A 13,511-nucleotide genomic window follows, 5' to 3' on the forward strand; every position below is an offset into this window, starting at 1 on the left:
AGGACGGTCAGTAGCGGTACCCCGGCCACTGCGGATCCGTCCAGCGGTCCTCGTCGGTCAGCCCGAGCAGCCGTATCCCGTTCAGGAGTCCGGCGGGCGCGCCGCTCGCGCGCAGACGTGGCGCGGCGTGGTCGGTCAGCCAGGCGGACAGTTCCTCGCGCATCTCCGTCCCGTACTCCCAGGCCTGCCACGGGAGGTCGTCGCCGAGCAGGTCGTACTCCCACTCCGCCACCGCCTCGGCGAGACGCCGGTCGCTCAACGGGCCCCTCTCACCGGCCCAGTCGGCGAGCCAGGGAGTGACCGTGTGCGACGCCTCGGCGCACAGGACGAACACCTCGTGGGCGGGCACGGCCGTCTCGGGATCGGTCAGGGACGAGACCCACCACGCGTGCAGGAACTCCCATACGGGCCCGGAATGATCGGCGGGCCATTTCCGCCAGCCGCTGTTGCGGAAGGCGCGCGCCCAGTCCGCCGGACCGAACACGGCGTCCGCCTCGCCACTGACCAGGGTCCTGGCGAACTGCGGCAGTATGCGCCGGAGCACGGCCGCCTGATGGCTCCAGTCGGCGGCCTGCCAGGTTCTCCGCAGCAGGTCCGGGTCCAGCTCCGCGTCGGGCGTCTTCAGCAGCCGGAGCTCGTCGGGGCTTCCCCAGTGGCACTCGCAGTTGTGCTCGTCGGGATGCGCCGTCATGCCGCGGAAGGTACGTGCCAGTTCGTCGAGCGCGGCGGCGAGATGACGGCGGGAAGGATGGTCGGCGAGCTGCATGCGCCCTGCCTTCGGGGGACTCCGGAACGGCTCCCACCGCCCGAAGGGACCGACCCTACCGCACGTCCGCCGGCGCGCGCGGACCGGACGGCCGGGAACCGGCGGGCCACCGGACGACGCCCGCGCGGCAGTCGTGCCCGTGGGGCAGACGCCCGCGCGGGCGTCGTCCGGGGCGCCGCGTACGGGTGTCACGCCTTCCGCAGGGCCCGCGCCTCCGCGTCCGACTCCACGGCCGGTGCCGACCCGGGCAGGGGACGCCCGGCCGACTCCGCCATGAACCACACCGCGGCGCCGCCGACGACCGCGGCGCCCATCATGTAGTACGCGGGCATCATCACGTTGCCCGTCGCGCCGATGAGAGCCGTGACCACCAGCGGCGTCGTACCGCCGAAGAGCGATACCGACACGTTGAAGCCGATGGACAGGGAGCCGTAGCGGACGCGGGTGGGGAACAGGGCGGGGAGCGCCGACGGCATCGCCGCGGTGAAGCAGACCAGGAGCAGGCCCAGCGCGCCCATGCCCAGCGCGATGGCGAGCAGACCGCCCTGGCGGATCAGCAGCAGCGCGGGGACGGAGAGGAGGAGGAAGCCCGCGCAGCCGGCGGCGATCACGGGACGACGGCCGACGCGGTCCGACAGCGCACCCGCGAACGGCTGCACGACCATCATCAGCGCCATGACGCCGAGCACCACCAGCAGGCCGTGGGTCTCGTCGTACTTCAGCTCGCTGGTCAGATAGCTCGGCATGTAGGACAGCAGCATGTAGTCAGTGACGTTGAAGACGAGGACGAGCCCCATGCACAGCAGCAGCGCCCTCCACTGCCCGGTCACCATGTCCCGCAGCGGCACCTTGGGCCGCTCGCGCTCCTGACGGGCCGCCTTCTCGAGCTCGGCGGCGAACGCCGGGGTCTCCTCCAGCTTCGTCCGCAGGTACAGGCCGATGACGCCCATCGGGCCGGCGATCAGGAAGGGGAGACGCCAGCCCCAGGAGAGCAGGTCGTCGGACGAGAGCAGCGCGGTCGTCAGGGTGACGAGACCGGCACCGGCGATGTATCCGGCGAGGGTTCCGAACTCCAGCCAGCTGCCGAAGAAGCCGCGCTTCCTGTCGGGCGCGTACTCGGCGATGAACGTCGTCGCGCCCGCGTACTCGCCGCCCGTCGAGAAGCCCTGCACCAGCCGCGCCACGAGCAGCAGCACCGGTGCGGCCACGCCGATCGTCGCGTACGAGGGGATCAGGCCGATGGCGAAGGTGCCCGCCGCCATCATGATCATGGTGAGGGCGAGGACCTTCTGCCGGCCCACGCGGTCGCCCAGCGGGCCGAAGACCAGGCCGCCGAGCGGGCGGACGAGGAAGGCCGCGGCGAAGGCGCCGAACGTGGACAGCAGCTGGGCGGTGGGGTTGCCGGACGGGAAGAAGACCTTGCCGAGCGTCACGGCGAGGTAGCTGTAGACGCCGAAGTCGAACCACTCCATGGCGTTGCCGAGGGCGGCTGCCTTCACGGCGCGCTTGACGAGCGCCGGGTCGGTGACGGTGGCGCCCGGGGCCGCGCTCGGGGCCTGGTACGGGGCCTTCCCCTGGACGGGTGCCAGTGTGGTGGCGCTCGGCAACGTTCCGCTCGCCTGCCTTTCGGTCGACTGCAAGGACAAAAGCCGCCCGGATCGGAAAATCGGACGGCCGAAAATCGACCATAGGCGCTCTTGTCCCTGCTGCGGAACGTGAGCACCCGATCGCCTTGCGTGCCGAAACGGCGCCTGTCGAGGCACGACGCGGGGCCTCTCGGCCGTCATCGCGGCCCCCGATTGTGATGCATGTCGCGGGGCGCGCGCTCAACCCCGGGTCGGGGCGTCCCCGGGGCGCGGCAGGCGACGGCCGGCGGCGGCAGGCGCCCGGGGGTGCCGCCCGCCCGCAGCGGTCGCGCCACGCCGCTGCCGGTCGTGGAGCCGTACGGGCGCTGGCGTTCCCGGCGGTCCTGCGCGCCGGTGCGGGGTGGCACGGGTCACTCCCAGGCCGCGGAGTCCGGATCGACGCCATGGGCCTCGGCGTTCGCCAGGATCACGTCCCGCAGCCAGCGGGCCGGGCCCGGCACGACCGCGTCGTAGTGACGGGCGTGGGAGCATGCGCGCATGGAACCCTCCAAGGTCATTCATGAGTTGTGGGACCGCATGCAGGCGCGGGACTGGGCCGGTGTCGGGGAACTGCTCTCCGACGACGTGGTCGTCGAATGGCCCGTCAGCGGCGAGTGGATCGTGGGCCGGGACAACTACGTGGGTGTCAACGCGGAGTATCCGGAGGGCTGGTCGATCCGGGTGCTGCGGATCGTGGCATCGGGCGAGGAGGTCGTGTCCGAGGTCGAGGTGCCGCACGAGTCGCTGGGCGTGCACCGGGTGGCCTCGTTCTGGACCGTGCGATCCGGACGGGTCGTCACGGGTCGGGAGTACTGGAGCGAGCTGGGTTCGGATCCGTCGCCGGAGTGGCGCGCCGGGCTGGTGGAGCGGCTGTAGCAGCGGACCGGACCCCCGCGCCCGGGCGGCACCGCCGCGCGGCTCAGAGGCGGACGACGACCACGGCCGTGTCGTCGGTGGCGGCGCTGAGGGTGAGCAGGGACTCCGCCAGGTCCTCGGCCTCGTCCTTGCAGTGGCGGGCGAGGTGGTCGGCGAGGCGCCGCAGTCCCTCGTCGATGTCCTCGCCGCGGCGCTCGATCAGTCCGTCGGTGTAGAGGACCAGTGAGGCGCCGTCGGCGTAGGGTGTCGTGGCCTGCGGGCGGGGGGTGAAGTCCAAACCGGCCCCCAGCGGGGGGTCGGTGGCCTGGTCCAGGAACCGCACGGTGCCGTCCCGATGGGCCAGGGCCGGCGGCGGGTGTCCGGCGCTGCTGTAGGTGATGATCCGGTCGCGCCAGGCGATGAGGGTCTGCACGGCCGTGGTCGACAGGGCGCCGTCCACGGATCGTGCGTACATGTCGAGCCCGTCGAGAGCGGACGCCGGGCCGTCCACGACGCGGACGGCAGCGCTGAGGGCGCTGCGGAGCTGGCCCATGACCCCGGCCGCGGCCAGACCGTGTCCCACGACGTCGCCGACGGCGACGGCGTAGTCCCCGTCGGAGAGCTGGGTCACCTCGTACCAGTCGCCGCAGACGTTGAGGGCGTTGACCGCCGGGCGGTAGCGCACCGCGGCCCGGTGGTGGGCGAGCGACTGGGGCGCGGGCAGCATCGCGTCCTGGAGCGCGAGGGCGACCTGCCGCTCGCGGGCGTTGGCCTGGCGCAGCCGTTCGTTGACCTGTTGGAGCTCGCGGGAGCGCGCGTAGAGTTCGAGCACCATCTGCCGTCGCCGCTCGTCCGATTGGGGGCTGCCGGCACGTACGAGGTCGGTGATCTCCTCGAGCCGGTGCACCACCAGTGCGACGTGCCCGTCCGAGTCCAGTACGGGGGCGTTGATCTGGCTCCAGTACCGCTCGGCGAAGACCCCGGGGCGATCCGACTCCTCCACGTCGTGCCGGACCGGGCCGGCGACGTCCTGGGCGCGAGTCTCCAGCACCCGTCGCAGTGAAGCCCGTGTGTCGTCCACGCCGCCGGCATCCCGGGGGAACGCGTCGAAGAAGTACCGGTCGACGAGCTGGTCCCGTCTGCGGCCGACCAGCTTCTGATAGGACGCGTTCGCGTCCAGAATGACGAACGCGGGAGTGAGGACCAGCATCGCGCTGGGTGATGCCTCGAAGATGCCTCGGTAGTCGATCGCGGGGTCGTTCACGGCGCTTCCCACCACGCCGGGCGCATTCCGCGCCCTGGTGACCGGTCGTGTCTCGCGGCAGATCTCTCCCAGTATGCGCCGGGGCCGACGGCCCCGCTCTTCCGCTCGTGCGCGCCCGCCGCGGAGCCCGGGGCGGCGCGTCCCCGGCGCGGCCGCCGAGACGTCCCCGGATCGGTTGTCACGAATCCTTTGACCGTTTTGTCTCTTTTGTGTAAGCGGGAATCGCAGTGCCGGTGAGCGGCCTCGCGCCGACGGGCGGGAGGCGGGCCGGCCCAGCGGCACTGCGATTCCCGCAACGTACCTCCGACGAAAGGTGCCGTCGTGTCCAACGAGCTGACCGTCGACTTCACCGGCCGCGTCGTGATCGTGACCGGTGCGAGTTCGGGCATCGGCCGCGCGGTGGCCCTGTCCTTCGCCGACGCGGGCGCCGCCGTCCTGGGAACGGGACGCAACGCGCAGGCACTGGGCGAGCTGTCCGCCGCCCACGCCTCGATCGAGACCATCCGCTGTGACGTCACCGACGAGGACGCTCCCGAGGCGATCGTCCGGACGGCCGTCGACCGTTGGGGGCGCCTGGACGTGTTGGTCAACAACGCCGGGATCCTCACGATGATGCCGCTGCGCGAGGTGACGTCCGATCGCGTCAAGCAGGTCTTCGCCACCAACGTGGTCGCACCGAGCCTGCTGGCCGGGGCGGCACTGCCGTATTTGCAGGAGTCCGGCGGATCGATCGTCAACATCTCAAGCACCTTCGGACACCGCCCCGTAGCCGTCGCCAGTCACTACGGCGCCTCGAAAGCGGCGATCGAGCACCTGACCAGGAGTTGGGCACTCGAACTGGCGGGGGACGGCGTCCGGGTGAACGCGGTCGCTCCCGGGCCGATCGAGAGCGACGCCCTGTCCGCCGCCGGCCTTCCCCCCGCCGAGGTCGAGCAGATCAAGAAGGCGGAAGCCGCCCGTATTCCCCTCGGCCGCCGCGGCAGGCCGGAGGAGATCGCCGTATGGGTCCTCCGGCTCGCCGACCCGTCGATGGAATGGCTCACCGGTCAGGTACTGACCGTCGACGGCGGCCTGGAAATCACCTGACCCGTCCGGACGTACGGGGCCGCGCCCGAAGTCCCCCGCACCGTGCGGGGAGTTCTGGCACGGTGCCGGAAGCCCGGCGCAACGCACGGGCTTCCGGCACCGTCCTGCCCCTCCGGCGTCTCCGCCCGAGGTCCCCGGCCCCCGTCAGTGAGCTCGTCGAGGATGACCACTCCTCGGGCGAGTAGCACCTCGGCGGCGCCCAGGCCGCGTTCGACTCCTCACTGAGCGGCCCTTCCCGCCGTCGAACTCGTCCCGCAGTCCGGACCCGTGCCGCCCGCCGGCAGCGACACCGACCGTCCTGATGTCGCGCCTCCTGGAACGGCTCCCGGACGACGACGCCGTACAGGTGCCCGCCGAGACCGCGGCCGCGCTCTCCGGCGGCGGAACGCTCCTGATCGTGGAACAGGTCACCGCTGCGGACCCGGACGACGTCGACGCCACGCTCCGCCATCCGCGCCTCGAGTGAGCCTTCGGCTCGGGCGTGCGGGACGCGGACCACGTGGCGCGGCTCGCGGCACGGGCCGGTCTGACCGTGCGCTTCTGCCAGGACATCGGCCGGGACCACTGCATTCGTGGTCCCTCACCACGACCGGACAGGAATGAACCGGCCCCCACGCCGCGGGAGTTCACCGCAGTGGGCACTCGCGCGCGGGGGAGCTGCGGCAGGCCGGGCCCCGGCCGCCCACCGACGTCACCGCCTCGACCGCGCGGCCGGCCCCGATACGACCGGACGCCGGGACCCCGTGGGGGTCCCGGCGTCCGGTCTGCGCGGGAGCCGGTCCTACCGGCGCGTGCGGACGAGCAGTTGGAGGAAGTACGGCGTGCCGATCACCGCGGTCATCAGTCCGGCGCCGAGCTGTGCGGGCGCGATCACGGTACGGCCGAGCAGGTCGGCGACACACACCAGCGACGCCCCGAGGAGCATCGCCACGGGAACCACCCGGACGTGCTGCCGGCCCACCAGTGCCCGCGCCGCGTGCGGGGCCACGAGTCCCACGAAGCCGATCGTGCCGGCGGCGGCCACGGCGGTGGCCGTGAGCAGGACGCTCAGGACGAGGAAGCCCAGACGCCCGCGCGCCAGATCGAGCCCCAGGAGCCGCGGCGTGTCCTCGTCCAGCGACACCAGGTCGAGTTCGGTGCGCCGCGAGAACGCGAACACCGCAGCCACCGCCAGTACGGCCGCCGGCGGAACCACGTCGACCAGGTTCCGCCCGTACGTGGAACCCGACAGCCAGGTCAGCGCCTTCGTCGCGTTGAACGGGTCGGTGAGCACGATGAGCAGGCTGATCAGCGCGGCGCTCCCGGTGGCGACGCCGAACCCGACGAGGACGAGCCGGTTCTGCTGGAAGCCGCCCCGTGCGGCGAGCCCGAAGACGACGACGGAACTGGCCGCCGCCCCCGCGAACGCCGCCCCGGCCACACTCCACGACCCGGCCGTCGTCACCGTCGTCACGAGCAGCACGGCACCCAGCGCGGCGCCGCCGGACACGCCCAGGATGGCGGGTTCCGCGAGGGGGTTGCGGGTCACGGCCTGTGCGAACGTCCCGGCCAGGGCGAGCGCCGCGCCCGCACACAGCGCGGCGAGGACCCGGGGCACGCGGGTGTCCAGGACGAACCCGACCGTACGACCGGCCCTGCCCTGGGCCCAGTTCAGCACGTCGCCGAGCAGCAGCTTGCTGTCGCCCAGCAGTACCGCGGCGATCGTCACACCGACGAGCACCGCCACCAGCACGGCCGTCGTGGACAGGAACACGCTCCGGCTCCGGATGCGCAGCCGGTCGGCTGACGCGGCCCCCGCGCTGTCCCTGACCCGGGCGGCCATCACGATCAGGAACAGGGCGCCGACGAGGCTCGTGGCCACGCCCGTGGGCACGGCGACCGCCACGTCGGCGGGGACGACGGCGCGCAGCAGCACGTCCGAGCCCAGCACCAGTACGGCGCCCGCCAGACCGGCGACGGGAATGCCCGCACGCGCCCGGGAGTACGCGCGGAACCTGCGTGCGAGGGGGCGGACGAGGGCGGGGGCGCACAGCCCCACGAAGCCGATCGGCCCGGCGAGCGTGACGGCCGCCGCCGAGAGCAGCGACGCGAGCACGACCACCGTGACACGGGTGGCGCGGACGGGGACACCGAGACCGCGCGCGGCGTCCTCGCCGAGCGCCAGTGCGTCGAGCCGGCGGGCGACGAGCAGCAGTCCGACGAGGCCGACGGCGCCGAGCGGCGCCATCTGCAGCACACCGTCGAAGCCGTTCTGGGAGATGCTGCCCTGGTTCCAGCGGTAGAGCCCCTCGGTCTGCTGCGGGAACAGCAGCAGCAGTGCCTCGGTGATGGCGGTCAGCCCGAGCATGAGGGCACTGCCGGCGAGGACGAGCCGTACGGTGCCGGTGCCCAGACCCGACAGTCCGAGCACGACGGCTGCCGCCACGAGACCGCCTGCGAAGGCCACACCGGAGGAGGCGAAGAGCGGCAGCGAGACGCCGGTGACGGCGGCCAGGCCGAGCGCCAGGTAGGAACCGGCGTTCACGGCGAGGGTGTCGGGCGAGGCGAGCACATTGCGGCTGACCGCCTGCAATGCGGCCCCCGCCATGCCGAGCACGGCCCCGACGAGCAGCCCCGCGGTCATCCTGGGCAGCCGGGAGGCGATGACGACGGACGCGTCTTCCGGCTCGGCGCGCCCGGTGAGCGCCTTCCAGACCTCGGGTGCGCCGACCGCGGCCGTGCCCTGGGTGATGTCGACGACCGCGAGGACCGCGACGAGGAGGAGCAGTGCGGCCGTCACCGCGGCCGCGCCCGTCCGGGACGGGGCCGCCGACGGACGGGTGGCGGGTGGGGAGGCGGTGACGGCCATGGGTGCTACTTCGTCAGCGCCTGGACCGCGGCGTCGACGTACTTGCCCATCGACTCGGGGCCGCCGAACATCCAGATGCCGTCGGGGAGTCGGTGGACGTTGCCCTTCTTCACGAACGGCAGCGACGTCCACACCTTGTCCTTGGCGAGGACTCCGGTGAAGGGCGTGCTGGCCTTGTCGCCGTCGCTTCCGATGTAGGCGAACTGCACGTCGCCGAGCTTGGTGAGGCCCTCGACGTCGGTAGCGGCGAGCCCGTAGGCCGGGTCGCCCTTGACCGTCCAGGCGTTCTTCAGGCCGAGCTTCTCGTTGACGCCGCCGACGAGCGAGCCGCTGGTGTACGGGCGGATCGAGACCTGGTTGGAGACGACGTAGCCGTCGGCGAAGGCGTACTTCGTGCCGGCGAGACCGGCGTCGGCGAGGGCCTTCCTGCCCTCGGCGAGCTTCGCGTCGAAGTCCTTCTTGAGCTCCTCGGCCCGCTCGGTGGTGCCGGTGGCCTTCGCGATGAGGTCGAGGTTCTCGGTCATCTGCCCGATCGGGTCGGACGCGTCGGCGGCGCGGACCTCCAGGACCGGGGCGACCTTGCGCAGCTGCTTCACGGCGGCCGGCGGCAGGTCGTTCGTCGCGACGATCAGGTCGGGCGCCAGGGACGCGATCGTGTCCATGCTCGGCTCGCCGCGGGTGCCGATGTCCTTCGGCTCGTTCTTCAGCGGGACCGCGGTGTCCCAGGTCTTGTAGCCCTTGACGTCGGCCACGCCGACGGGGTCGACGCCCAGCGACACCAGGCTCTCGACGACGTTCCACTCGGTGCCGACGACCTTCTTGGCGGGCCCGTCGAGCTCCACCTTCGCGCCGGTCGAGTCGGTGAGGGCGATCGGCTCGGCGGTCTCCTTCGCGTCGTCGGCGGCGGGCTCGGTGGTCCCGCAGGCGGTCAGGGTGAGGGCCGCCGCGGTCGCGACCGCGGCGGTGAGGAGGAGGCGTCTCATGAGGTGGTACTGAGCCTTTCGGTTCGCGAGTGGTGTCGGCCGATCGCGCGGGTGCGCACTCGGCCCGTCAGGGGATCGGTGTCGACCTCGATGCGGATGCCGTACGTGTCGGTCAGCCGCTGCGCCGTGAGGACGTCCTCGGGCAGACCGTCGGCGACGATCCGGCCCTCGTCGAGGAGGACGATCCGGTCGGCGACGGCCGCGGCCTGGTCGAGGTCGTGCAGGACGGCGCCGACGGCGATGCCGTGGTCGTCCGCGAGGTCGCGGACGAGGTCGAGGAGTTCGATCTGGTAGCGCAGGTCCAGGTAGGTGGTCGGTTCGTCGAGGAGCACCACCCCGGTCTCCTGGGCGAGGCAGCAGGCGAGCCATACGCGCTGCAGCTGGCCTCCCGAGAGGTGTTCGGCCCCCCGGTCGGCGAGATCCGCGACGCCGGTCATGGCGAGCGCACGGTCCACCGCGGCCCGCCCGCCCGGGTCCGCCTTGCCCCAGCGGCTCCGGTACGGGTATCGCCCGAACTCGACGACGTCCCGCACGGTGAGTCCGCTGGGGGTGGGGCGCCCCTGCGTCAGCAGGGCGACATGGCGCGAGAACTGGCGAGGCGTCATGGCCAGGCCGTCCGTGCCGGCGTCGATGACGAGGGCCGCGGTCCTGGGGCGCTGCAGCCGCGCCAGGGTGCGCAGCAGCGTGGACTTCCCGCTGCCGTTCGGTCCCACCAGGACGGTCACTTCGCCTGGCCGAAGCGTCAGGGACGCGTCGTGCACGACGTCGACACGTTCGTAGGCCACGGTGACGCCCGTGGCCGACAGCTCATGACCACGGGGCCCTGGGGTCGCGGGGTTCTCTTCACCGGCTTTCACGGAGCAAAGGTTAGCCTAACCTTACGTCCGCTCGGGAAGGGTGGGGTGGGGTAGGCAAGGCCAGAACCGGCCAAACTTGACCAAAGGTGCCGATGGGTATCCGGTGAGCCGCCGGCCGGGACGACCGGCGAACGGATGTCGCCTTCCTCGTCCCGCAGCTGACGGCGGACGCGCCACCGCCCGCAGGCGCGGTCGTGGTGCTGCCCCGCTGTCTTCGTCTTCTTACTACGCGATGCCGGCCCTGGGCCTGACCTGAGCCGGGTCCTTAAGCACCGCGGGCCCCGTCCGATCCGGCCCGGCCCGTCGAGGATCCGCCCGGTCCGGCGGTCGCCGGCGGCGCCCGCCCGTCCGTCAGCCGACGACGAAGGGCAGCCGCGCGGCCGTCGAGCCCAACTCGGCCCTCTCCGCGCCGGTCGGGGCACGCCGGCCGGTGCCGATCAGCAGCACGTCCCGGTCGGAGAACGAGGCGGGGAACGCCGCCCCGGCGATCTCCTCCAGCATCTCGCGCGACCGGGCCAGCCCCTCCGCCGGCGGTCCGGCGACGCCCGGGAGGTGTGCGACCAGGTCGAGGTGGTGCAGCGTCCACTCCAGGACGTACGCGGAGAGGAAGTCGCCCGCGGTGATCACCTCGTCCCTGGTGCTCACCCGCATTGCCGGGTCGGCGAGTTGCGCCGCACGGCCGGCGGCGGCGCCGACGCCGTCGAAGTGGAACTTCAGCAGCCGGGGCTCCTCGTACGCGGCGGCCAGCCGGACGATCAGCGCGTCGAGCGGATCGTCACCCGTCGGCGGCGCCCCGGCGACTTCCCAGTAGGTCACCGCATCGCGGGTCGGCTGCGACGCGGCGGGGGTGACGAGGGTGATCAGCACGTCCTGGGCACCGATGACCAGATGGCACACCAGGTCCCGCACAAGCCAGCCGGCGCAGCCCGACGACTGTGCGAACGCATCGTCCGGGAGTTCGGCGACCACTCTGCGCAGCGACGTCCACGAGCCTGAGAAGAGTTCCACACCGCCACGCTACGGGACAGCCCGTGGCCGGCGGCCGGAGCGCCGACGACGCGCACTCACGGCCTGCAGATCACCTACACCACCGTGTTCACACTGCTTCCCGCGCCACTCCCGATCTGTGACCGGTAGCTGGGAGGCGTGCCGACGGGGCGCACGGTCCCCTGGAAGTCGACAGGCGCCCGAAGTCGAGTTGACGTTGTACGCGCCGCCGCCGGTGGCGTAGGTACTCGCAGGGCAGGTGGCCGTGTTGAGCACGGTGGAGCTCTGCGGGCCGGCGAGCGTGCGGGTCACCGTCACACTCTGCGTCCCCGAACTGCCGGCCCCCTGCGGCCCCTGCGTCCCGGTCGTGCCCTGGGGCCCGGTGGAACCCGCCACGCCCGCCGAGCCCTGGGTGCCCTGCGGACCGGTCTGGCCCTGGAAACCCTGGGCACCCTGCGTTCCCGTCGCACCCTGCGTTCCCGTCGCGCCCTGCGGGCCGATCGAGCCCTGGGCACCGCTGGAACCCCTGGGGGCCCGCCGAACCCACCGTGCCCTGCGCGCCCGCACGGACGGCGTCCAGGGTTTCCAGGGAGCGACCGGACCGCAGTGCCCCACGACCACGGGTGGGCAAGGTGCTGGCGGCAAGAGCCGGGGATCGCGCATGGGATCTGCGACTTCCGTCGTGCGACCACGTCACGCCCTGGTGCCGTCGGTCCGGGCACGCCGGAAATCGGTCCGGTGACGAACGACCGCAAGGGGAAAGGGGCAGTTGAGGGCTGTCCCTCACCCGCACCGGGGAGGGACGGGTGTCGCCTGGTGGTAGTAGAGCCGGAACGTCCCCGCCGCCCCCTGCCTGCGCCACAGCGAACTGCGCTGTGCCCGGTTCCCGTCGAACGTCGTCTCATAGGTGAGATGCACGAGGCCGGGTGCGAGCAGCACGCCCGTGAAATCCGACGGCTCGTACTGCGGGCCGTCCTCCGCCGCGCCGTCCATCTCGGGCAGCTCGGCGAGCATCTCGTCGTACGTCCACCGCCGCCCGGAAGCGCCCACCTCGACGAACTCCGGGTCCAGCAACTCCCGTGTCAGCGACCGCGACACACGGGTACGGGGCTCCATCAGACGCAACTCTCCCGCGATCGCCTCACGCACCGCGGCCGACTCCGTGCTCATTCGGCCATCTTCCTCCCGGCGCGTCCGAGCCCGTCGCGTAACCCGCCGAATCGAGCGGGATCCGACCGCCGTGCGCCCGCCCTCGACGCCACAGCCCTCGCCAGGCCCCCGAGGGAGCCCGGCGATGGGGCACGACCGGCCTCTCCCGGCCGGACTACCGCCTCGGTCCCGCGAGGCGTAGACCGCGGTGCCGACGACGGCGAGGACCACCGCCGTCCAGGTACCCGCCGCCGTGCCGGGCGGCAGCAGCATCCAGGTCGCCACCTGCGTCGGCACACGCGTCGGGTCGGGTCGCGTCGGGTCGGGGCGAGGAACGACAACGACAGCCGGCCGATCGGCATCGTCCACGCGCACTGCGCCCCGCACAACACCGCCCCGAGGGCGGGGAGCCCCATCAGCCCCATCAGCCCCGCGACGTCGCGGACGACGAACGCGGTGGCGGCGAGGCATTCGCCCACCGACTGCACCGCCCGTCGACGAGGCACCGCGCCGCGATCGTCCACAACCGGCCGACGGCCCTCCCTCCGGCCGGCGCGGGAGAACGACTCGCCGAGAGACCGGTTCGGGCCCCGTCGCACCTCGTCACGGCATGCTTCCTCCTGCAACTTCCTCTTCCGAGAGAGCGACAACGTGGCCATGCAAAAGTCGTCCGAGGCGCTCGGCACGGACAACTACGAAGACGAACTTCCCGTCCGGCGCCGGCGGCCCGGCAACGTGGTCGTGAAGTGGCTGACCACCACCGACCACAAGACGATCGGCACGCTCTATCTGTCGACGTCGTTCTTCTTCTTCTGCATCGGCGGGATCATGGCGCTGTTCATGCGCGCCGAACTGGCCCGGCCGGGTACGCAGATCATGTCGAACGAGCAGTTCAACCAGGCGTTCACGATGCACGGCACCGTGATGCTGCTGATGTTCGCGACGCCGCTGTTCGCCGGATTCGCCAACTGGATCATGCCGCTGCAGATCGGCGCGCCCGACGTGGCGTTCCCGCGGCTGAACATGTTCGCGTACTGGCTGTACCTCTTCGGCTCGCTCATCGCGGTGGGCGGCTTCCTCACCCCCAACGG

At 72.3% G+C, this 13,511-nt stretch carries 13 protein-coding genes; 4 read left to right on the top strand and 9 right to left on the bottom strand.

Annotated elements, in window-relative coordinates:
* Positions 1–7 precede the first annotated feature (7 nt).
* The 3 genes from BLT82_RS35310 to BLT82_RS38635 all read right to left on the bottom strand — a co-directional run bounded on the left by BLT82_RS35310 (position 8) and on the right by BLT82_RS38635 (position 2,891).
* Positions 8–766: a hypothetical protein gene (locus tag BLT82_RS35310; RefSeq protein ID WP_093662392.1), complete on the bottom strand. Its 759-nt coding sequence runs from the start codon at positions 764–766 to the stop codon at positions 8–10.
* Positions 767–954: 188 nt separating this feature from the next.
* On the bottom strand, positions 955–2,355 hold the full coding sequence (gene proP / locus BLT82_RS35315) for a glycine betaine/L-proline transporter ProP (protein WP_093662410.1): 1,401 nt from the start codon (positions 2,353–2,355) through the stop codon (positions 955–957).
* Between the two features lie 407 nt (positions 2,356–2,762).
* A complete protein-coding gene (locus tag BLT82_RS38635; protein WP_280142522.1) occupies positions 2,763–2,891 on the bottom strand; it encodes a hypothetical protein in 129 nt (42 codons plus the stop codon).
* Between BLT82_RS38635 and BLT82_RS35320 the strand changes: the two genes are divergently transcribed.
* Entirely contained in the window at positions 2,890–3,267 is a 378-nt protein-coding gene (locus BLT82_RS35320) for a nuclear transport factor 2 family protein (protein WP_093662394.1), read from the top strand. The genes BLT82_RS38635 and BLT82_RS35320 overlap by 2 nt on opposite strands.
* Before the next feature lie 43 nt (positions 3,268–3,310).
* Here BLT82_RS35320 and BLT82_RS35325 read toward each other — a convergent pair whose 3' ends face one another.
* Positions 3,311–4,510 carry a PP2C family protein-serine/threonine phosphatase gene (locus tag BLT82_RS35325; protein ID WP_093662412.1) on the bottom strand — a complete coding sequence of 400 codons (1,200 nt, stop codon included), beginning with the start codon at positions 4,508–4,510 and terminating at the stop codon, positions 3,311–3,313.
* 321 nt (positions 4,511–4,831) lie between these two features.
* Between BLT82_RS35325 and BLT82_RS35330 the strand changes: the two genes are divergently transcribed.
* Positions 4,832–5,596, top strand: a complete 765-nt coding sequence (locus tag BLT82_RS35330; protein ID WP_093662396.1) for an SDR family NAD(P)-dependent oxidoreductase — start codon at positions 4,832–4,834, stop codon at positions 5,594–5,596.
* Between the two features lie 301 nt (positions 5,597–5,897).
* Positions 5,898–6,062 (top strand): hypothetical protein, encoded by a 165-nt coding sequence (locus BLT82_RS37525; RefSeq protein ID WP_167746191.1) that lies wholly within the window; start codon positions 5,898–5,900, stop codon positions 6,060–6,062.
* Positions 6,063–6,377: 315 nt separating this feature from the next.
* Here BLT82_RS37525 and BLT82_RS35335 read toward each other — a convergent pair whose 3' ends face one another.
* From BLT82_RS35335 to BLT82_RS35360, 5 genes are all read right to left on the bottom strand, one after another.
* On the bottom strand, positions 6,378–8,444 hold the full coding sequence (locus tag BLT82_RS35335) for an iron ABC transporter permease (RefSeq protein WP_093662398.1): 2,067 nt from the start codon (positions 8,442–8,444) through the stop codon (positions 6,378–6,380).
* Between the two features lie 5 nt (positions 8,445–8,449).
* Complete coding sequence (locus tag BLT82_RS35340) at positions 8,450–9,427, bottom strand: iron-siderophore ABC transporter substrate-binding protein (protein ID WP_093662400.1); 978 nt, start codon at positions 9,425–9,427, stop codon at positions 8,450–8,452.
* Positions 9,424–10,284: an ABC transporter ATP-binding protein gene (locus tag BLT82_RS35345; protein ID WP_093662402.1), complete on the bottom strand. Its 861-nt coding sequence runs from the start codon at positions 10,282–10,284 to the stop codon at positions 9,424–9,426. Before BLT82_RS35345 ends, BLT82_RS35340 begins: the two co-directional genes overlap by 4 nt.
* A gap of 351 nt (positions 10,285–10,635) precedes the next feature.
* Positions 10,636–11,292 (bottom strand): maleylpyruvate isomerase N-terminal domain-containing protein, encoded by a 657-nt coding sequence (locus BLT82_RS35350; RefSeq protein ID WP_093662404.1) that lies wholly within the window; start codon positions 11,290–11,292, stop codon positions 10,636–10,638.
* A gap of 762 nt (positions 11,293–12,054) precedes the next feature.
* Entirely contained in the window at positions 12,055–12,441 is a 387-nt protein-coding gene (locus tag BLT82_RS35360) for a nuclear transport factor 2 family protein (RefSeq protein ID WP_093662406.1), read from the bottom strand.
* Between the two features lie 636 nt (positions 12,442–13,077).
* Between BLT82_RS35360 and BLT82_RS35370 the strand changes: the two genes are divergently transcribed.
* Positions 13,078–13,511 (top strand): cbb3-type cytochrome c oxidase subunit I (locus tag BLT82_RS35370; protein ID WP_208868133.1); only part of this gene is annotated, 434 nt, incomplete at its 3' end.

This window comes from Streptomyces wuyuanensis, assembly GCF_900103455.1.
Classification (GTDB): Bacteria; Actinomycetota; Actinomycetes; order Streptomycetales; family Streptomycetaceae; genus Streptomyces; species Streptomyces wuyuanensis.

Coding starts and splice junctions, on each gene's coding strand:
- BLT82_RS35310 (WP_093662392.1), bottom strand. CDS start 766: ATGCAGCTCGCCGACCATCCTTCCCGCCGTCATCTCGCCGCCGCGCTC.
- BLT82_RS35320 (WP_093662394.1), top strand. CDS start 2,890: ATGGAACCCTCCAAGGTCATTCATGAGTTGTGGGACCGCATGCAGGCG.
- BLT82_RS38635 (WP_280142522.1), bottom strand. CDS start 2,891: ATGCGCGCATGCTCCCACGCCCGTCACTACGACGCGGTCGTGCCGGGC.
- BLT82_RS37525 (WP_167746191.1), top strand. CDS start 5,898: ATGTCGCGCCTCCTGGAACGGCTCCCGGACGACGACGCCGTACAGGTG.
- BLT82_RS35335 (WP_093662398.1), bottom strand. CDS start 8,444: ATGGCCGTCACCGCCTCCCCACCCGCCACCCGTCCGTCGGCGGCCCCG.
- BLT82_RS35340 (WP_093662400.1), bottom strand. CDS start 9,427: ATGAGACGCCTCCTCCTCACCGCCGCGGTCGCGACCGCGGCGGCCCTC.
- BLT82_RS35360 (WP_093662406.1), bottom strand. CDS start 12,441: ATGAGCACGGAGTCGGCCGCGGTGCGTGAGGCGATCGCGGGAGAGTTG.